14 protein-coding genes are annotated in these 19741 nt (G+C 72.0%); 7 read left to right on the forward strand and 7 right to left on the reverse strand.

The window, feature by feature from the left end; translation table 11 throughout:
* Positions 1-97: 97 nt before the first annotated feature.
* Entirely contained in the window at positions 98-781 is a 684-nt protein-coding gene (locus tag FRAEUI1C_RS04780) for a F0F1 ATP synthase subunit B family protein (protein ID WP_041258876.1), read from the reverse strand.
* Positions 782-972: 191 nt separating this feature from the next.
* A complete protein-coding gene (gene ccrA / locus FRAEUI1C_RS04785; protein ID WP_013422150.1) occupies positions 973-2322 on the reverse strand; it encodes a crotonyl-CoA carboxylase/reductase in 1350 nt (449 codons plus the stop codon).
* A 668-nt stretch (positions 2323-2990) separates the two neighbouring features.
* Here ccrA and FRAEUI1C_RS04790 point away from each other — a divergent pair.
* From FRAEUI1C_RS04790 to FRAEUI1C_RS04810, 5 genes are all read left to right on the forward strand, one after another.
* A complete protein-coding gene (locus FRAEUI1C_RS04790; RefSeq protein ID WP_013422151.1) occupies positions 2991-3548 on the forward strand; it encodes a SigE family RNA polymerase sigma factor in 558 nt (185 codons plus the stop codon).
* Positions 3545-4525: an FG-GAP repeat domain-containing protein gene (locus tag FRAEUI1C_RS04795; RefSeq protein WP_013422152.1), complete on the forward strand. Its 981-nt coding sequence runs from the start codon at positions 3545-3547 to the stop codon at positions 4523-4525. The genes FRAEUI1C_RS04790 and FRAEUI1C_RS04795 overlap by 4 nt, the downstream gene beginning before the upstream one ends.
* Before the next feature lie 270 nt (positions 4526-4795).
* On the forward strand, positions 4796-5986 hold the full coding sequence (locus FRAEUI1C_RS04800) for an acetyl-CoA C-acetyltransferase (RefSeq protein ID WP_013422153.1): 1191 nt from the start codon (positions 4796-4798) through the stop codon (positions 5984-5986).
* Between the two features lie 5 nt (positions 5987-5991).
* Positions 5992-7032: a methylmalonyl Co-A mutase-associated GTPase MeaB gene (gene meaB, locus FRAEUI1C_RS04805; protein WP_157734822.1), complete on the forward strand. Its 1041-nt coding sequence runs from the start codon at positions 5992-5994 to the stop codon at positions 7030-7032.
* Complete coding sequence (locus FRAEUI1C_RS04810; RefSeq protein WP_013422155.1) at positions 7029-7523, forward strand: cupin domain-containing protein; 495 nt, start codon at positions 7029-7031, stop codon at positions 7521-7523. The genes meaB and FRAEUI1C_RS04810 overlap by 4 nt, the downstream gene beginning before the upstream one ends.
* Before the next feature lie 16 nt (positions 7524-7539).
* Here the strand turns inward: FRAEUI1C_RS04810 and FRAEUI1C_RS04815 are convergent, their stop codons facing one another.
* Entirely contained in the window at positions 7540-9177 is a 1638-nt protein-coding gene (locus FRAEUI1C_RS04815) for an ATP-binding response regulator (protein ID WP_013422156.1), read from the reverse strand.
* Between the two features lie 352 nt (positions 9178-9529).
* On the opposite strand from FRAEUI1C_RS04815, the gene FRAEUI1C_RS04820 reads away from it, so the two are divergent.
* Positions 9530-9835 (forward strand): MTH1187 family thiamine-binding protein, encoded by a 306-nt coding sequence (locus tag FRAEUI1C_RS04820; protein ID WP_013422157.1) that lies wholly within the window; start codon positions 9530-9532, stop codon positions 9833-9835.
* 91 nt (positions 9836-9926) lie between these two features.
* Positions 9927-10961 (forward strand): tetratricopeptide repeat protein, encoded by a 1035-nt coding sequence (locus FRAEUI1C_RS04825; RefSeq protein WP_013422158.1) that lies wholly within the window; start codon positions 9927-9929, stop codon positions 10959-10961.
* Positions 10962-11023: 62 nt separating this feature from the next.
* Here the strand turns inward: FRAEUI1C_RS04825 and glgB are convergent, their stop codons facing one another.
* From glgB to FRAEUI1C_RS04845, 4 genes are all read right to left on the reverse strand, one after another.
* The gene (gene glgB, locus FRAEUI1C_RS04830) at positions 11024-13306 is read right to left on the reverse strand and encodes a 1,4-alpha-glucan branching protein GlgB (RefSeq protein WP_013422159.1); all 2283 of its coding nucleotides are present in this window, start codon (positions 13304-13306) and stop codon (positions 11024-11026) included.
* A 95-nt stretch (positions 13307-13401) separates the two neighbouring features.
* Positions 13402-14799: a maltokinase N-terminal cap-like domain-containing protein gene (locus tag FRAEUI1C_RS04835; RefSeq protein ID WP_013422160.1), complete on the reverse strand. Its 1398-nt coding sequence runs from the start codon at positions 14797-14799 to the stop codon at positions 13402-13404.
* A gap of 553 nt (positions 14800-15352) precedes the next feature.
* On the reverse strand, positions 15353-17044 hold the full coding sequence (gene treS / locus FRAEUI1C_RS04840; RefSeq protein WP_198318709.1) for a maltose alpha-D-glucosyltransferase: 1692 nt from the start codon (positions 17042-17044) through the stop codon (positions 15353-15355).
* Positions 17045-17103: 59 nt separating this feature from the next.
* Entirely contained in the window at positions 17104-19089 is a 1986-nt protein-coding gene (locus tag FRAEUI1C_RS04845) for an alpha-1,4-glucan--maltose-1-phosphate maltosyltransferase (protein ID WP_013422162.1), read from the reverse strand.
* Positions 19090-19741: the final 652 nt, after the last annotated feature.

The raw sequence follows: 19741 nt of genomic DNA on the forward strand, positions 1-19741 counted from the left end.
CTGGGTCCCAGCACCGAGACCAGCCCGATGCCCCACCCGGCCCCGGCGCGGGGCCGCGCCGGGCGTTCGGAGGATCGGGCTGCCTGGACGCGGCTGCCTAGATGCGGCTGCCGGCCTTCGAGCTGACGGCCTTCTGCTCTTCCGGGCCGGGCAGCTCGATGGCCGCAGTGGCGGCGGCGAGCTGGTTCTGCAGCGCGGACAGCTGCTGAGTGACCTGGTTACGCAGCGCGCCGAGCTGCTGGGTGACCTGGTCCCGCTGCCGCTCGAGCTCGGCCAGCCGATGCGCCGACTCGTCCTCGAGCTTGTGCGCCTTGGTCCGGGACGTGTCGATGATGTGCTCGGCCTCGCCGCGCGCGGTCGACACGATCCCGGCGGCCTGCTCGTCGGCCTCGCGCAGGGTCCGGTCCCTGGTGTGCTCGGCGTCGGAGACGATCCGCCGGGCCTCCTCGAGCTGCGAGTCGGCGTCCCGGGTCCGCTCGGACCGCACGGTGGCGGCCTCTTCCTCGGCCAGCATCAGGATCTGGGTGATCCGCCCGCCGAAGTCGTCCCAGGCCGGCCGGCCGGCCGCGAGGTCGTCGCGGACGCGCGCGGCCTCGGCCGCGGCCTCCGACGCCGCCGCCTCGGCGGCAGCGCGATGCGCCTCGGCCTCGCGGAGTTGTTCCATAAGCCAGGCGACATGAGAGTTCACCTGGTGGGGGTCATAGCCGCGGCGAACCAAGTCGAAGCCGGGAGAGCCTTCGACTTCGCCGCCCATTGGCAACATGTCAGAGTGCTCGGTCATAGCAGACCAGCAATCCAGACGGTCGCGTGCCTAGTCACGAGGGCAACCCTACCGCCCGGTGGAGCGCCTTCCACAGCACCCCCGCCGCAATGGTTTCCGGCCGGTTTCGGGCGCTCCGAAACCGGCCCACCTGCCCAGGGGCCGGTCCCGGACAGGTACGGACGGCATGCAATCCGTGGCCGCCGAGTCCGTCAGATGCCGCGGAACCGGTTGATCGCCGCGAGGTGGCGGTCCCGGAGCGCCTGGTCGCGGACACCGAGGCCCTCGGTGGGGGCCAGACACAGGACACCGACCTTTCCCTGGTGCACGTTGCGGTGCACGTCGTGGGCCGCCTGGCCGGTCTCGTCGAGCGGGTAGACCCGCGACAGCGTCGGGTGGATCAGACCGCGGGCGATCAGCCGGTTGGCCTCCCAGGCCTCGCGGTAGTTCGCGAAGTGCGAGCCGATGATTCGCTTGAGGTTCATCCACAGGTAACGGTTGTCGTAGCTGTGCATGAACCCGCTGGTCGACGCGCACGTCACGATCTGGCCGCCACGCCGGGCGACGTAGACAGACGCGCCGAACGTCTCCCGGCCGGGGTGCTCGAACACGATGTCCGGGTCCTCGCCGCCGGTCAGCTGGCGGATCCGCTTCCCCAGGCGCTGCCACTCCTTCGGGTCCTGGTTGTGCTCGTCCTTCCAGAACTGGTAGCCCTCGACATTGCGGTCGATGACCAGCTCGGCGCCCATAGACCGGCAGATGTCGGCCTTCTGCGGTGACGACACGACGCAGACCGGGATGGCACCGCCGCGCAGCGCCATCTGCGTCGCATACGAGCCCAGGCCGCCGGAGGCGCCCCAGATCAGCACGATGTCGCCCTGCTTCATGGCCGCGCCGTTGCGGGACACGAGCTGCCGGTAGGCCGTCGAGTTCACCAGGCCGGGGCTCGCCGCCTCCTCCCAGCTCAGGTGGTCGGGTTTCGGCATCAGCTGGTTGGCCTTCACCAGGGCGAGCTGGGCCAGGCCGCCGAAGTTCGTCTCGAATCCCCAGATGCGCTGCTCGGGGTCGAGCATCGTGTCGTTGTGGCCCTCGGGCCGCTCCAGCTCGACCGACAGGCAGTGGGCCACGACCTCGTCACCGGGCTTCCACGCGTGCACGCCCGGGCCGGTGCGCAGCACCACACCGGCCAGGTCGGAGCCGACCACGTGGTAGGGCAGGTCGTGCCGCTTCGCCTGCGGCGACGTCTTCCCGTAGCGCTCCAGGAAGCCGAACGTCGACATCGGCTCGAAGATCGACGTCCAGACGGTGTTGTAGTTGATCGCCGAGGCCATCACGGCGACCAGCGCCTCGCCCGGTCCCACCTCCGGGGTGGCGACCTCGTCAAGGTGCAGCGACCGGCGCGGGTCCTTGTCCCGGGAGGCCATGCCCTCGAACAGGCCGACCTCGTCCTTGCGGACGACCACCCCCCGGTAGGACTCGGGGACGGGCAGCCTGGCGAACTCCTTCTCGCGGGTCTCAGCAGGGGACCCTTCGGCGAGGATCGCGTCGAGGATGTCCTTCACGGGTCTACCTCCGGCGGTCGAGCGGCAGTCAGTCCTTCGAACGGCACGGCAAGTGTCATCGATAACCGCCATCGGAGTCGCGCTGTAGTGAGGTGATCGGCCAGAACGGGCGCGGAGCGCCCGCTGGCCGATCACCTGGTTCGGGCGCTGAGCGCCCTCCCTGACGCTGGATCGAGGTGGGGGTGAGGTGCGGGGGTGGAGCTGGTCCAGGGTCGGGACCTGGGGTGCGTTTCGCTCGGGGGGTTCCCGGTCGGCGGGCCGCGACGGCTGGGTGTCTGCGGGGTCGGTGCGCCCGCTGGTGGGCGATGGGGTTGGCGCTCGTACGGCCTGAACCTCGTGTGGGCTTGAACCTCGTGTGGGTCTGGACGTCGTGTGGGTCTGGACGTCGTGTGGGTCTGGACGTCGTGTGGGTCTGGACGTCGTGTGGGTCTGGACAGGGTGATGGCTTGGGCTTTTGGGGGGCTAAACCCGGGTCAAAGGCACCAAGGTGGGGTTGGTCGGGCTGAACTGGGGTGGGGAGGGTGCTCGGCGCCCGAACCAGGCCGGTCGGTCGGCGGTGGGGAGCGTCGTTTCTGGGCCATGCCGCTGACTAGCCGTGGCGCAAAGCGGTAGAACGGTGAAGACAACCCATACGGCCCGGTCGGCGTCAAAGAGTCGTGACCGCGCCCATGACAGTCGTGGAAGGGTGGCGGCCCGTGCCTGCGCGGAGCGACGCCGCCCGCAGTGCCGTGGCCCGAGACGCGGATCAGGCGCTGACCGCGCTCTACTCCGAGCACTACCGGTCGCTCGTCCGGCTGGCGGCCCTGCTGCTGGACGACATCGGTCTGTGCGAGGAGGTCGTGCAGGACGCCTACATCCGCGTCCATGCGGCCTGGGGACGCCTGCAGGACAAGGACAAGGCCCTCGCCTACCTACGACAGACCGTCGTCAACCTCGCCCGTTCCACGCTGCGGCGCCGCCTTGTGGCGCTCAAGCACGCTCCCAAGCCGATGCCCAACGCCGCCAGCGCCGAGGAGGGGGCCTACTCTCTCGTCGAACGCGCGGCGGTCGTGCAGGCCCTGCGAGAGTTGCCCCGCCGGCAGCGGGAGGCCGTCGTCCTGCGCTACTACGGGGACATGTCCGAGGCCGACGCCGCCGCCGTCATGGGATGCAGTGTCGGTTCCGTCAAGGCGTACACCTCCCGTGGCCTGGCGGCCCTGTCGACCAAGCTGGCGGACCTACGGTGAACACCCCTGAGCAGCGGGACGTGCTCGGCCCTGAGGAGCTGAGCCGGCTGCTGCATGCCGCTGTCGAGCCGCTGCGGCCGTCGCCGGAGGCCTACCAGCGGATTCAGGCCGGCGTCGAGCGCCGCGGCCGGTGGCGGGCGCCGCTCTTCGCGGCGGGCGGGGTCGTGCTCGCCGGCGTCGTCGCGCTGGCCGTGCTGCTGCTGCGGCCGTCGCAGCAGAACCACGTCATCGAGGTGCAGCCGCCGATCAGCCTCACGGTGGGCACCCAGGACGGCACCGCGAGCGGCCCGGGCCCGCACCCCACGAACTCGCCCAGCCACGGCGGGACGGGACCGAGCAGCTCGGCGTCGACCGGCCCCGGGACGAGCGACCCCACTACCGGTCACTCGACTTCCACCGGGTCCGTCAGTCCCTCCGCCAGTTCGCACGACCCCGGCAGCCCGACCCGGCCGACGCCCGTGGCGCGGCCCGCGAAGGCCGGCGACATCGACGGTGACGGCACGGTCGACTCGATCCGCCCCAGCGGCACCGGCGTCGTCGTGAGCCTCAGCCGCGGTGGCTCGGCCTCGGTGCCACTCCCAGCCGGCTCGACCCCCGGCGCGTCCACAGCCGTCGACCTGGACGGCGACGGCTTCGCCGAGCTGATCATCCAGACGGGCAGCAGCAACGGCGTCGCGACGTACGCGGTCGCGCGGTACCTCACCCCCAGGGACATCGAGCTGGTGCCGGCGCCGCCTCGGCAGATCGCGGCCGGCACGGACAACTCGGGCGAGGGGTGGGGCTTCTCCTGCGGCAGCAACGGCATCCAGTTCGTCGACGGGAAGTCGTCGGACGGCGGCCAGACCTACCAGGTCACGACCACCACGCTGAAGCCGACCTTCGACGGCTGGTCCCAGCAGGGCAGCCCCGCCACCAGCACGATGGCAGCGGCCGCCGCGACGCCCTCCTTCGCGGCCCGCTGCGGCTCGCTGGGATAACGCGATCGGGCCGAACGGGCGCTGAGCGCCCGCGGCCCGCTCCGCCTGGTTCGGGCGCCGAGCGCCCTCTCCAACGTGGCTCAGGGGTGGCGTTGGAGTGCCGGGGTGGGCGCCAATCCAGGGTCGGGCCACTGGCCAGGTCTCGCTCGCGGCGGGAAGTGTGGGCACGCCTGGTGGTGCTTGCCACGCTCCGGCGGCACGTTCCGCAAGATCACGTTAGTGTTGGGAGAAAGCTTTCCTGACTCGCAATCCCCTCTGCTGGAGGCAGCCATGCCTGGTTCGGTCATCGTGGCGGGCGCGCGGACCCCGATCGGCAAGCTCTCCGGGGCGCTCAAGGGCTTCTCCGCGGTCGAGCTGGGCGGGGTCGCGATCAAGGGCGCGCTGGAGCGGGCCGGGGTCGCCGGCGACGCCGTCCAGTACGTGATCTTCGGTCAGGTGATCCAGGCCGGTTCCATGCAGATGACGGCCCGCCAGGCCGCGGCGAAGGCGGGTATCCCGCTGAGCGTGCCCTCGATCACGATCAACAAGGTCTGTCTGTCTGGCCTGGACGCGATCGCGCTCGCCGACACCTACATCGCCAGCGGCGAGTTCGACATCATCGTCGCGGGCGGCATGGAGTCGATGACCAACACCCCGCACATGCTGCTCGGCGGCCGTGCCGGGACGCGGTACGGCTCCACCGAGCTGGTCGACGCGACCGAGTACGACGCGCTCACCGACGCCTTCGAGCGCATCGGCATGGGCCTGGCAACCGAGCGGTACAACGTGCCGCTGAACATCACCCGCGCGGAGCAGGACGAGTTCTCCGCCCTGTCGCACCAGCGGGCCGCGGCGGCCATCAAGAACGGCCTGTTCGAGGAGGAGATCGTCCCGGTCGAGGTGCCGCAGCGCAAGGGCGACCCGATCGTCGTCAGCCAGGACGAGGGCGTCCGCGGCGACACCACCGCGGAGACCCTCGCGAAGCTGCGCCCGGCCTTCACCAAGGACGGCACGATCACCGCGGGCTCGTCCTCGCAGATCTCCGACGGCGCCTGCGCCGTCCTCGTGATGAGCCGGGCCAAGGCCGAGGAGCTCGGCCTGCCGATCCTCGCCGAGATCGGCCACCACGGCTTCGTCGCCGGCCCGGACACCTCCCTGCAGTCGCAGCCGGCCAACGCCATCAAGGCCGCGCTGGACAAGGAGGGCCTGACCACCGCGGACGTCGACCTCTACGAGATCAACGAGGCCTTCGCGTCGGTCGGCATCCAGTCGATGCGCGAGCTGGGGATCACCTCCGACGTGGTCAACGTCAACGGCGGCGCGATCGCGCTCGGCCACCCGGTCGGCATGTCCGGCGCCCGGATCGCCCTCACCCTGGCCTACGAGCTGCGCCGGCGCGGCGGCGGCGTCGGCGCCGCCGGGCTGTGCGGCGGCGGCGGCCAGGGTGACGCGCTGATCCTGCGCGTGCCGGCCGCCTCCTGACCCACTTGCCCCGCCAGGTGGCCGCTCCCGTCCGGGGCGGGTACGCGAACCCGGAGGCGCTGGTCGCCGCGGCGGTCGAGGACCGGTCGCCGCGCGCGCTGGCTCGGCTGATCTCGCTGGTCGAGGACGGCTCGCCGTGGCTGCGGGAGATCGCCCGGCTGCTCGCGCCGCTGGCCGGGTCGGCGCAGGTCATCGGCGTCACCGGGGCGCCCGGGGTGGGCAAGTCGACGTCCACCTCGGCGCTGGTGAGCGCGCTGCGGGCCCAGGGACGCCGGGTGGGTGTGCTCGCCGTCGACCCGTCGTCGCCGTTCACCGGCGGCGCGCTGCTCGGCGACCGGGTCCGGATGACGGCCCACACCACCGACCCGGACGTCTACATCCGGTCGCTGGCCTCCCGGGGCCACCTGGGCGGCCTGTCGTGGGCGACACCGCAGGCGCTGCGGGTGCTCGACGCGGCCGGCTACGACGTCGTGCTCGTCGAGACGGTCGGGGTCGGCCAGGCCGAGGTGGACATCGCCTCGCTGGCCGACACCACCCTGGTGCTGCTCGCTCCCGGGATGGGCGACGGCATCCAGGCGGCCAAAGCCGGCATTCTGGAGATCGCGGACGTTCTCGTCGTCAACAAGGCCGACCGTCCCGGCGCCGACGACACCTACCGCGACCTGACGAACATGGTCCGCCTCTCCGGGCTGACCGGCTATGGCGGGCGCAACGCCGCGGTGGCCGGCGACGGGCGCTGGGTCCCGACGGTGGTCCGGACGGTCGCGGCCGCGGGAACGGGCGTCACCGAGGTGGTCGACGCCGTCGCGGCGCATCGGGCCTGGCTGGAGGCCAGCGGCGAGCTGACCCGCCGCCGGGCCAGGCGGGCCGCCGACGAGATCGAGCAGATCGCCCTCGCGGGGCTGCGGGCCCGGTTCGGCGAGACCCGCGGCTCCCGTCACCTCGGCGCGCTGGCCGACGAGGTCGTGGCCGGGCGGCTCGACCCCTGGACGGCGGCCGACGACCTGATCGCCGCGCTGACCGGCTCGCCGGAGCCGGACCGGTGACCGGTAGCCCCGAACACGCTCCCCGCCCCGGCTCGTCGGCCGCGGCGGGGACGCCGGAGCACCCGCTGATCGCCGCGCTCGGGCTGGCGGCGCACCCGGAGGGTGGCTGGTACCGGCGGACCTGGGCGAGCCCCGACGAGATCCCGGCGCACGGCGGCAGCCGCCCGGTCGCCACGTCGATCCTCTTCCTGCTTCAGCCCGGCGAGGTCTCCGCCTGGCATCGGGTCGCCTCGGCCGAGATCTGGCTCTGGCAGGGCGGCGGCCGGCTCACCCTGACGCTCGGCGGCACGGCGGCGGACCCCGTGCCCGGCGAGCGGATCACGCTGGGTCCCGACCCGGCCGGCGGCGACGCGCTGCAGGCCGTGGTCCCCGCCGGCCACTGGCAGACGGCGCGCCCGCTCGCGGGCGACGCGGTCCTGGTCGGCTGCGTGGTGGCTCCGGGCTTCGACTTCGCCGACTTCGAGCTCCACAGCCCGCACCCGGCGCCCTGACGCCCGGCCCCGCGGGTCAGGTCGGGTACTGCGTGGTGGCGGGGTACTGGGGCGCCGCCGGGTACTGGCCGTCGGGGTATTGGGCGTCGGGGTACTGGGCGTCCGGGTACTGAGGGTCCGGGTACTGGGCGCCGGCCGGCGGGCCGCCGTTGCGATGGGCCCCGTTCAGGTCCGTCGCGGCGCTGCCGGCGGCGCCCCTGACGGCGATGACGAGCGCGCCGGTGTCCATCGGCGAGGGGACCACGTCCCGAGCGCCGGCCTGGCGCAGGCGCAGTGCCTCCGCGGCGTCGTCGGCCGCGGAGAGGATCACGTTGGGCACCGCGCCGGCCTTGGGGTCGCCGGCCAGGTGGGCGAGCAGGTCGGACGCCGTGGTGTCCGGCAGCTGCTGGTCGATCATGATGAGGTCCGGCTGGGCGCGGTGGATGGCGTCGAGCGCGAGCGCGCCGCGCGGCACGCTGATCGTGTCGGCCCCGAACGCGCGGGCCAGCGTCTGGGTCACCTGGGCCCGGGTCGCCGGGTCACCGCTGACGTGCACGACCCGCATGCTCGCGCCGGTCGGGATCCGGCCGCCGATCCCCGGCGGGAACGGGTCCTGGTCCGGGTCGGGGTGCGGGTAGCGGACGTCCACGGCGTCGAGCACCACCGCGAAGACGCTGCCGACGCCGTACCGGCTCGCCGCCGTCAGCACGCCCCCCATCGCGGTGACCAGCGCGTGCGACAGCGCGAGCCCGAGCCCGCTGCCCTCGATCCGGGTCTGCTCGGCGCCGAGCCGCTCGAACGGGCGGAACAGCCGGGCCATCGCGTCCGGCGGCAGGCCCTGGCCGTCGTCCTCGACCTCGATGCGCAGCCGCCCGCCGGTGATCGGCACGATGCCGACCCGCACGGTGCCACCCTCGCGGCCGTACTTCAGCGCGTTGCCGACCAGGTTGAGCAGCACCTGCCACAGGCGGCGGCGGTCCGCGTCCGCGATCAGCGGCTCCGACGGGTGGATCACCCGGCGGATGCCGCGCCGCTGCGCGAGCGGCTCGACCAGCTCCACCACGCCCTCGACGATGTCCAGGACGTTGACCGGCGCCTTCGTGATGTCGCCACGGCCGGCGCGCAGCCGGGCCAGGTCCAGCACGTCGTCGATGATCGCCTGCATGTGCCGGCCGCCGGTGATGATCCGCTGGACGTCGTCCAGCAGGTTGTTCGGCAGCGGCTCCAGCTCCAGCAGCTGGGCGAAGCCGAGCATGGCGTTCAGCGGGGTGCGCAGCTCGTGACCGAGCCGGGCCATGAACTCGTCCTTGGCCCGGGAGTCCCGCGCGGCGATCACCCTGGCGTGGCGGTCGGTGACGTCGCGGGCGACGAGGGCCACCCAGCCGGCCCGGTCGGCCCGGATCGTCACGTCGAACGGCACCGGGTTGCCGGCCATGTCCAGCAGGTTCGCCGAGCCGCGCCACTCGCCGAAGCGGGCCAGCCCGTCCAGCACGGTCTCGGGTGACACGCGCGAGGCCGGCTCCACCACCTCGGCGAGCTCGCGCAGGCAGGTCACGCCGGCCAGCCGGTCGCCGAGGAAGGCGCGCGCCGCGGCGCCGATGTCGAGCAGACGTCCGTCGGCACCGACCACAACCACGAGGTCGTTCAGTGCGTCCAACAGCGTGCGGGTGCTCACCTGGTCCACATCCCGTCGGGCCGTCCGCGGCGTGGGGGCGCCGGGGCGGACAGGGGCGGTTCGGCCGGGTGGTGGCGCGAGTCAGGGCCCACCGAGCCACCTCGGTGGGTGTACGCCACCCGTGTCCGTCCCACGGCGGCCAATGGTAGGGCGTGCTGTCATCCGGTGTTGTGGCGGGTTTGCGTGGCACGGCCGGGCGTAGCGTCACCGTGGACCCGATGCGACCATTCGTTAGCACGGCGGGCTCGTCCCGGAGTTAACGTCACATGTCGAATCGGTTCCGAAGCCCGGGGTGTTCGCCGTCCGCGGGGTGGGCGCGGCAGCGCACCCGGGGCGTGATATTCCGTGAACCATGCTTGTCGCCTTCAGCGTGACCCCGATCGGCGTCGGCGAGGACGTCGGCGCTCTGGTGGCCGAGGCCGTCCGGGTGGTCCGGGCCAGCGGTCTGCCCAACGAGACCACATCGATGTTCACGACCATCGAGGGCGAGTGGGACGAGGTCATGGACGTCGTGCGCCGGGCGACCGAGGCGGTGGCCGCCGGCGGCGGGCGCGTCAGCCTCGTCCTGAAGGCCGACATCCGCCCCGGCGCCCACGACGCCCTGCATGCCAAGGTGGCAACCGTCGAGCGTTACCTGGAGTCCTCGGGCGAGTCCTGAGGCCGCTCCCGTTCGGTCGGGCGAACGGTTCCTGAGCGTTCGGGAAAACAGTCGTGTCCGGCTCGGCCCGGTCGCCGTGGGAGGTGTCACGATGGTGGGTATGCAACGTAGGCCTCCAGTCCCACCCGCGGCTGGTCGACAGGGCGCGCCCGGCGCCAGACCCCCGCGCGGGCAGTCCTCCCGCACCCAGGCCGGGCCGCTGCCGGACCGGCTCGGCGGGCTGCGGCTGGCCGGCGCGGTGCCGCTCGACCCGAAGCCGGCCGCGCCGCCCGCCGCCCGCCCGCCCGCTGGCCCGCCGGCCGGCGGCGCGGAGGGCGCCCCAGCCGGCCCTGTGATCATTGACGTCACCGAGGCGACCTTTGCCGACGAGGTCGTCAACCGGTCCCTGCAGGTCCCGGTGGTGCTCGACTTCTGGGCCGACTGGTGTGGCCCGTGCAAGCAGCTCAGCCCGATCCTGGAGCGCCTGGCCGAGGCCGACGGCGGCCGGTGGGTGCTGGCGAAGATCGACGTGGACGCGAACCCGGGCCTCGCCCAGGCCGCGCAGGTCCAGGGCATCCCGGCGGTGAAGGCGGTCGTCGGCGGCCGGATCATCGGTGAGTTCACCGGCGCGATGCCGGAGGCCGAGGTGCGCGGCTGGCTCGACCAGCTTCTCGACCTCGTCGCCGAGGCCTTCGGTGACCTGCCCGGCGCCGGTGGCGGCGGCCCCGCCCGCGACCCCAACCTGACCGCGGCCGACGAGGCGATCGAGCGCGGCGACCTGCCCGCGGCGGCCGCGGCGTACCGGGCCCGGCTCGGCGAGGCGCCGGCCGACCCGGAGGCGATCCTCGGCCTCGCCCGGGTCACCCTGCTGGAGCGGGTGAGCGGCGTCGACCCGGCGGACGTGCGCCGCCGCCTCACCGCCAACCCGGACGACGTCGACGCCGCGCTCGTCGCGGCCGATCTGATGATCGTGCACCAGGGCCAGATCGAGGACGCCTTCGGCCAGCTGGTCGCGCTGGTCCGGCGTACCGCCGGCGACGACCGGGAGAAGGTGCGCGCCCACCTCGTCGGCCTGTTCCAGGCCCTGGGCGACGCCGACCCGGCCGTCCCCCCGGCCCGCCGAGCCCTGGCCGCCGCGCTGTTCTAGACGAAGGGCCGGAACGGGCGCTGGGTGGCACCCGTTCCGGCCTCCTGGCCGTGCGCTGAGGGCTATTCCCCCTCGTAGGCGAACCAGAGGGTGGCGAGGGCTGGCAGGGTCAGCGGGGCCGAGGCCGGCTGGCCGTGGTGCGGCTCGGCGCTGGCCGTGACCTCGCCCAGGTTGCCCTGGCCGGCGCCGCCGTAGCTGCCCGCGTCGGTGTTGAGCACCTCGCGCCAGCGGCCGGTCCTGGGCAGGCCGAGCCGGTAGCCGTAGTGCGGGCTGCCGGAGAAGTTGGTGACGCAGGCCAGCATCGTGCTGCCGGCGCCGCCGGCCTGGGGCTCGCCAGGGTGCTCCCCGAAGCGCAGGAACGACAGGACGTTGTTCTCCGCGTCGTTCGCGTCGATCCAGCCGAAGCCGCTCGGGTCGTTGTCTTTTGCCCAGAGCGCGGGCGTCGCACGGTAGGCGCGGTTCAGATCGCCGACCAGGCTGAAGACGCCGCGGTGGCCCGGGTCGTCGAGATGGCCCCAGTCCAGGGTGGTCGCCTCGTCCCATTCCCGGTCCTGGCCGAACTCGCAGCCCATGAACAGCAGCTGCTTGCCCGGGTGAGCCCACATGTAGGCGTAGAGCGCGCGCAGGTTGGCCAGCTGCTGCCAGCGGTCGCCCGGCATCTTGCGCAGCAGCGAGCCCTTGCCGTGCACGACCTCGTCATGGCTGAACGGCAGCATGTAGTTCTCGGAGTAGGCGTAGACCATCGAGAACGTCACCTGGTGGTGGTGATACATCCGGTAGATGGGCGCCTTGGTCATGTAGTCGAGCGTGTCGTGCATCCAGCCCATGTTCCATTTGAAGCCGAAGCCCAGCCCGCCGAGATGGGTCGGCCGGGTGACTCCCGGCCAGGCCGTCGACTCCTCGGCGATCATCATCGCGCCCGGTGCCTTGCGGTACACCGTCGCGTTGACCTCCTGCAGGAACGACACCGCGTCGAGGTTCTCCCGGCCGCCGTGGATGTTCGGAATCCACTCGCCCGGCTTGCGGGAGTAGTCGAGGTAGAGCATCGAGGCGACGGCGTCGACCCGCAGGCCGTCGATGTGGAACTCCTCGAACCAGTACAGAGCGTTCGCGACCAGGAAGTTGCGCACCTCGGGCCGGCCGAAGTCGAAGACGAACGTGCCCCAGTCCGGGTGCTCGCCGCGGCGCGGGTCCCCGTGCTCGTAGAGCGCGGTGCCGTCGAACCTGCCGAGCGCCCAGTTGTCCCGAGGGAAGTGGGCGGGCACCCAGTCGACCAGCACGCCGATGCCGGCCTGGTGCAGCGCGTCGACCAGGTAGCGGAAGTCGTCGGGGCTGCCGAACCGGGACGTCGGCGCGTAGTAGGCCGACACCTGGTAGCCCCACGAGCCGCCGAACGGGTGCTCGGCGACCGGCAGGAGCTCGACGTGGGTGAACCCGGCCTCGCGCACGTAGTCGACCAGCTCGGTCGCCAGCTGCCGGTAGGACAGGCCACGCCGCCAGGAGCCCAGATGCACCTCGTAGACGGAGATCGGCGCGGCGTGCCACGCGGTGCCGGCCCGCTCGGCCATCCACGCCTCGTCCGACCAGACGTGGTCGGACTCGAACACGACGCTGGCCGTCGCGGGCGGCGTCTCGGTGTGGGTCGCCATCGGGTCGGCCTTCTGGCGCCACACGCCGTCGAAGCCGAGGATCTCGAACTTGTACCGGGTGCCCGCGTCGACGCCGGGCACGAACAGCTCCCAGATCCCGGTGTGGCCCAGCGAGCGCAGCGGGTAGGCCCGGCCGTCCCAGAAGTCGAAGTCGCCGACGACACGCACGCCTCGGGCGTTCGGCGCCCAGACGGCGAAGCTCACCCCGCTGACGACACCGCCGCCCGGCGTCGGGTAGTGGCGCACATGCGCGCCCAGCACCGTCCACAGCCGCTCGTGGCGCCCCTCGGCGATCAGGTGCAGGTCGACCTCGCCGACGGTCGGCAGGTAGCGGTAGGGATCGTCGACCAGGTAGGTGGAGTCGGGGTAGGTGACCTCCAGCCGGTAGTCGGGCACCTTGCCGATGGGCACCGCCACGCCGAAGACACCGCTGGAGTGCAGCCGGGTCGTCGGGTAGCGCTCGTCGCCGACGACGACCGTGACACTGACCGCGTCCGGGCGCAGCGCCCGCACGATCGTCCAGTCACCGGCCGGATGGGCTCCCAGGATGCCGTGGGGCTGGTGATGGCGCCCCCCCACCAGCCGGTCGAGCTCCCCGCGTGGCAGGTCGATGCCAGGCGGCGCGAGGACCGGCTGCTCGGCGAGCGCCGGGCCGTCCGTCGCTGGCCTCGGGCGACCGTCGTCAGTGTCGATCACTTCAGCTCCCACGCGTCTCTTCCGGTCTTCCGGCTGGTGTCACGATGTTTCCTCTCTTGCGTGCCCCCATTGGCCGCCCGGCCAACCTCGGCGCCTCAAGCGGCGGCGGATCCGGTCGGCAACGGTGGCTGGAGGGCGGTGAGCCGGCGGACGGCGCCGAGCGGGATCTCGACCCAGGACGGCCGGTGCCGGGCCTCGTAGAGCACCTCGTAGACGGCCTTGTCCAGCTCGTACGCCCGCAGCTCGACCGCGTGCGCGGCCAGGTCGAGGCCACTGGCGGCCTGGTAGCCGTCGAGGAAGGCCACCCGGTTGCGCTCGGCCCACTCGCGGGCCCGGTAGGCCAGGCCCGGCTCGTCGGCGCGCTCCAGCAGCATCGACTGGGCGGCGTAGTCGAACGAGCGCAGCATGCCCGCGATGTCGCGCAGCGGCGAGTCCAGCCGGCGGCGCTCGGGCACCGGCCGGGCCGGCTCGCCCTCGAAGTCGAACAGCACCCAGCCGTTCTCCGTGCGCAGCACCTGGCCGAGGTGCAGGTCGCCGTGGATCCGCTGGTAGGGCGCCGCGGCGGTCTCCGCGGCCAGGGCGTCGTAGGCGGCCCGGGCGCCCCCCTCGTGCGGGGCGAGCTCGGGGACGGCGGTGAGGGCGGCGTCGAGGCGGCCGTGCAGGCCGAGAGCGGTGGTGTGCAGCGACTCGGGGTCGACCGCGGCCGTCGGGAAGCAGCCAGCCAGCAGGGTGTGCACCTCGGCGGTCGCAGCGCCCAGCCGTTCGGACTCGCCCGCGAAGTCGCCACCGACCTCGTCGGGGGGCAGGTCGCCCTCGGCGTACAGGTCACGGACGCTGGTGATCGCGAGCTTCCAGCCCTCGGTGCCGCTGCGCAGGTACTCCTGCATGAAGGCGAAGGTGGTGTCGGCGTCCGAGCCGCCCTCGCCCGCGCCGGGCAGTTCGCCGTCGAGCCAGGCCAGCGGGCTGGCGACATGGCGGGTGCCGGCGGCGGCCAGCGCCCTGGTGACCTCCAGGTCCGGGTTGACGCCCGGCCAGAGGCGACGGAAGACCTTGAGGATGTACTCCTCGCCGTACACGATCGAGGTGTTCGACTGCTCGGCGCCGACCGAGTGCGCCGGCAGCTGGCTCAGCGGCGCGACGGCGTGCGCCGCCAGGGTGCCGTGGCGTTGGCCGGCGGAGAGGAAGTCGAGCAGCGCGGCGCTGCCGTCCGCGTCGTGCAGACCGTCGTAGACCAGCCCGGTCGACATCTCGCCGAGCAGGAAGCCCGAGTGGCCGTGCGGCGCGTCCGGCCGGATCACCAGCGGGACCTGGTAGAGGTCGCGCGGGCCGCCGTCGGAGTAGACGACCTCGACGATCAGGTGACGCAGGCGGTCGGAGACGGGGACGTCCTGGACGATGCCCACCCGCGCGTCGGCGCGGCCCTTGCCCGCGAACCAGCGTTGCCTGGGCAGCCAGTCCGCCAACAGGGTCGTGAGCTCGGAATGGTCTCGCACGGTCGACCTCCCTCTGGCCGGCGGCTGTGCGATCATGATCTACATCTCGCACGGCCGGAGGCCTGTAGTTGACGCTGGGCCAAGGAGTGCGCTTCGAGAGGCTGCCGGCGGCTGGGTACGCGTCTCGATCACGCAGCCGGAGGGCCGTTGTCCCCGGATCCGGAGGCGTTATCCCCTCGCGGGTCGTCGGATGTGGCGGTGTTCAGTTGAGTAGTTCCCCTGGGACGCGGGCCAAGACGAGCGACCGGGCCAGGCCGTCGGATCCCGGCCCGCCCCCTGGTCACCCACCCCGGCCTCTCCGGCGCCGAAGCGCCGGAGCACATATGCCGCGGCCCATCGGGATAGGGCCTAAGGCCTGTCTCCGATGGGCCGGTCGGCGAACCGACACGTCTCTGCGGCTGCCGTCAACCTAACGGACATGTCATCCGGTAGATAGCACTTGTCCATCCGATTTGCCAGAGATGGCGGGGCGCCCGTCCGCCCGTGGGCGGGCGCCCCCATACGAACACGCGGCGGCCCGGCCGGGCGTGCCCGGCGGGCGCTCGGCGTCCGTTCAGCGCTGGAATTCACCCGCGGCGGACAGCGCGAACCAGTAGTGGCCGTGACCCGGGAGGGTGAGCAGGTAGGGCAGCTCGCCGATAGGCGGGAAATGCACCCGGCCGAGCAGCTCCACCGGGACCATTCCCTCGAACCGGCGCAGGTCCAGCTCGACCGGCTGGGCGAACCGGGAGAGGTTCGCGACGCACAGCACCCGGTCGTCGCCGAGAGTCCGCACATACGCGAACACCGACGGGTTCGACGCGGCCAGCTCCTCGAAGTCGCCGAGCCCGAAGACGGCGTGGCGTTTGCGCACCTCGATCATGCGCTTCGTCCAGGACAGGAACGACGTCGACAGCCGCTGGCCCGCCTCGACGTTGAGGCCCTGGTACCCGTACACCGGGTCCATGATCGGCGGCAGGTAGAGCCGAGCCGGGTCGGCGGCGGAGAAGCCGCCGTTGCGGTCCGGCGACCACTGCATCGGGGTCCGCACACCGTCCCGGTCGCCCAGGTAGATGTTGTCGCCCATACCGATCTCGTCGCCGTAGTACAGCACCGGCGAGCCCGGCAGCGACAGCAGCAACGAGGTGAACAGCTCCATCTGGTCGCGGCTGTTGTCCAGCAGCGGGGCCAGCCGGCGGCGGATGCCGATGTTCGCCTTCATACGCGGGTCCTGCGCGTACTCGGAGTACATGTAGTCGCGTTCCTCGTCGGTCACCATCTCAAGGGTGAGCTCGTCGTGGTTACGCAGGAAGATGCCCCACTGGCAGTTCGGCGGGATCGCCGGCGTCTGGGCGAGGATCTCCGAGATCGGGTAGCGCGACTCCCGGCGCACCGCCATGAAGATGCGCGGCATCAGCGGGAAGTGGAACGCCATGTGGCACTCGTCGTCGTTGCCGAAGTACTCGACGACGTCCGACGGCCACTGGTTCGCCTCGGCGAGCATGACGCGGTCGGCGTACTTGGCGTCGATCTCCTTGCGGACCCGGCGCAGGTACTCGTGCGTCTCCGGCAGGTTCTCGCCGTTGGTGCCGTCCCGGACGTAGAGGTAGGGCACCGCGTCGAGACGGAACCCGTCGATGCCCAGGTCCAGCCAGAACCGCAGGACCTCCAGCATCGCGTCCTGGACGTCGGGATTGTCGAAGTTCAGGTCGGGCTGGTGGGAGAAGAACCGGTGCCAGTAGTACTGGCCGCGCACCGGATCCCACGTCCAGTTCGACTTCTCCGTGTCGACGAAGATGATCCGGGCGTCCGGGTAGCGGTCGTCGGTGTCGGACCAGACGTAGAAGTCGCCGTAGGGGCCGTCCGGCTCGGAGCGTGAGGCCTGGAACCAGGGGTGCTGGTCCGAGGTGTGGTTCATCACCAGGTCGGCGATGATCCGGATGCCGCGCTTGTGCGCCTCCTCGACCAGCGAGACGAAGTCGCCGAGATCCCCGAACTCCGGCAGGACCTGGAAGTAGTCGGAGATGTCGTAGCCGCCGTCCTTGAGTGGCGACTCGTAGATCGGCAGCAGCCACAGGCAGTCGACGCCCAGCCAGTGCAGGTAGTCCAGCTTGCCGATCAGCCCGCGGATGTCCCCGGTGCCGTCGCCGTTGGAGTCGGCGAAGCCACGGATGAGCACCTCGTAGAAGACCGCCCGCTTGTACCAGAGCGGGTCCTTGGTGAGCCGGTCACCGAGCAGCGGCTCGGCGCCCGTCTCGGGGCCCATCGGGAGATCCTTCCCGGACCCCGTGTTCTCGTCGACGTTCGTTGCCCCCCCGTCGTCTGTCATGACCGCCGTGCCAGCGTGAACACGTGGGCGGGCTCGACGAACGGGTCGAGTCGGACGTAGTTCTCCCGGCCCCAGGTGTAGGTGGCCCCGGTGATCTCGTCCCGGACGTCGAAGGTCTCCCACCACTCGAGGCCGAGGGCGGGCATATCAAGTCGCACGGTGGTCTCCCGAGCTGCATGCGGATCAAGGTTGACGACGACGATCACGACGTCGGCGTCCGGTCCGGTTCCGGACCGCTTCGAAAAGGCGATGATCTCATCGCCGTCCGAGTGATGGAGGTGCAGGTTGCGCAGCCAGTGCAGCGCCGGGTGGGCGCGCCGGATGGCGTTGAGCCTGCGCAGGTAGGGCGCCAGCGACGCGCCGTTGCGCTCGGCGGCGGCCCAGTCGCGGGGCCGGTACTGGTACTTCTCCGAGTCGAGGTACTCCTCGCTGCCCGGCCGGACCGGAACGCGCTCGTACAGCTCGTACCCCGCGTAGACGCCCCAGGTCGGCGACATCGTCGCCGCGAGCGCCGCCCGGATCCGGAACGCCGCCGGCCCGCCGTGCTGGAGGTACTCCGGCAGGATGTCCGGGGTGTTCACGAAGAAGTTCGGCCGCATGTAGTAGGCGGCCTCGACCAGTTCCCGGGCGTACTCCTCCAACTCCCACTTCACATTGCGCCAGGTGAAGTAGGTGTACGACTGGGTGAAACCGACCTTCGCCAGGGTGTGCATCATCGCGGGCCGGGTGAACGCCTCGGCGAGGAAGAGCACGTCCGGGTCCGTCGCCTTCACCTCCCGGATGAGCCATTCCCAGAACTCGACCGGCTTGGTATGCGGGTTGTCGACCCGAAAAATGCGCACACCGTGCGCGGTCCAGTGCCGAACGACCCGCAGGATCTCCTGGTAGATCCCCTCCGGGTCCGAATCGAAGTTCAGTGGATAGATATCCTGGTACTTCTTCGGGGGGTTCTCCGCGTACGCGATCGAGCCGTCCGAACGGACCGTGAACCATTCCGGGTGGCGTTTCGCCCACGGGTGGTCCGGGGCACACTGCAGGGCGAGGTCGAGCGCGACCTCCATGCCGAGCGAGCGGGCCCGCGCGACGAACAGGTCGAAGTCCTCGAGGGTGCCCAGGTCCGGGTGCACCGCGTCGTGGCCGCCGTGCTCGCTGCCGATCGCCCACGGCGAGCCCGGGTCCTCCGGACCGGGGGTCAGCGTGTTGTTCGGCCCCTTGCGGTTGACCTCGCCGATCGGGTGGACCGGCGGCAGGTACACCACGTCGAAACCCATGTCCGCGACGGCGGGCAGCCGCTCGGCGGCCGTCAGGAAGGTCCCGGAGCGCGGCGGGTCCAGCGAGGCGCCCTCCGACCGTGGGAAGAACTCGTACCAGCTGCCGTAGAGGGCCCGCTGCCGGTCGACCCACACCCGGTGCAGCGGGGAGCGGGTCACCAGCTCACGCAGCGGGTAGCGGGCCAGCAGCTCGGTCAGCTCCGGGGCGCAGGCCGGGGTGATCCGCTGGTGCGGGTCGTCGACGTTGTCGTCGCGCAGCGCCGCCGCCGCGCGGGCGATGGCCGCCCGCTCGCGCTCGGGCACACCGGGCAGCGCGCGCAGCAACAGGCGCGCGCCGTCCTCGAAGTCGACGGCGAGCTCGTCGGCGCTCTGCCCGGCACCGACCTTCAGCTCGATGCCGTGCACCCAGGTCGCGACAGGGTCCGCCCAGGCCTCGATCCGGAAGCCCCAGAGCCCCTCCGTGGTGACCGTGAGGTCGGTTTCATAGCGGTCAGTTCCGATGCCCACCGGCCGCATCCGGGTGAACGGTGTGCCGAGCCCGTCAGGGCCAGACAGCGTCGCGTTCACCCCGATGAGGTCGTGACCTTCTCGAAACACAGTTGCGCCCACGGTGATGGTTTCCCCGATCACCGCGCGCGAGGGCCAGCGGCCACACGAGACGGCCGGCGTGACGTCAGAGATGACGACCCGGCCTACTGAACGTCCGTTCATCGCTGCGACCTTATCCAGACGAACCACGGGCTCAATGATCCGCCTCCGAGATGGCAAATGGCGATACCCCAACGTGAACTGCGTGAGACCACCGGACACCCCCATGTGGTGATCTGGTGGGGGTGACTCTGGGCGTGGGACGAGCGCCCGGCCGGTTGACCCGTGGTCGATGTTCCCAGGTTGGGTCTGGGAAACCGCGCGGGGCACAGTTGGTCGTCGACGACGCCGTCCGAAGCGGGGTCACGCTGCGGCTGACACCCGCCAGCGCGGGCCGCCGACCCGACGGGTCGTCGCTCCGAGCAGGCCGTTCACCTGGAATTGCCATGGACGCCCCCACCTTCGTGGGATCTGCCGGTGTCTGGCCGCGAATCCGAACGGTCGGGCGGCACCCGCGACCGCCGCCCCGGCGTCCGGACGCCGCCGCGCCGGGCGCCCGCCGGGCACGGCGGCGTCCCGGGCCGGACCTCTCCGGGCACCGGCGGCAGCGATCCGTGCGTGTCGGCCGGGTGACAGCACGGCGCGCGGCACCCCCGGGCGACCGGCGGGGCACGGCGGCGGGGCACGGCGGGGGCAATGACGGGGTACAGGGCGGGCCGGCCGCGACGGTGCGCCGCAAAGGAGTCCTTATGAGGACCTTCGCCGGGCCTGGACG

This window comes from Pseudofrankia inefficax (genome assembly GCF_000166135.1).
Lineage (GTDB): Bacteria > Actinomycetota > Actinomycetes > Frankiales > Frankiaceae > Pseudofrankia > Pseudofrankia inefficax.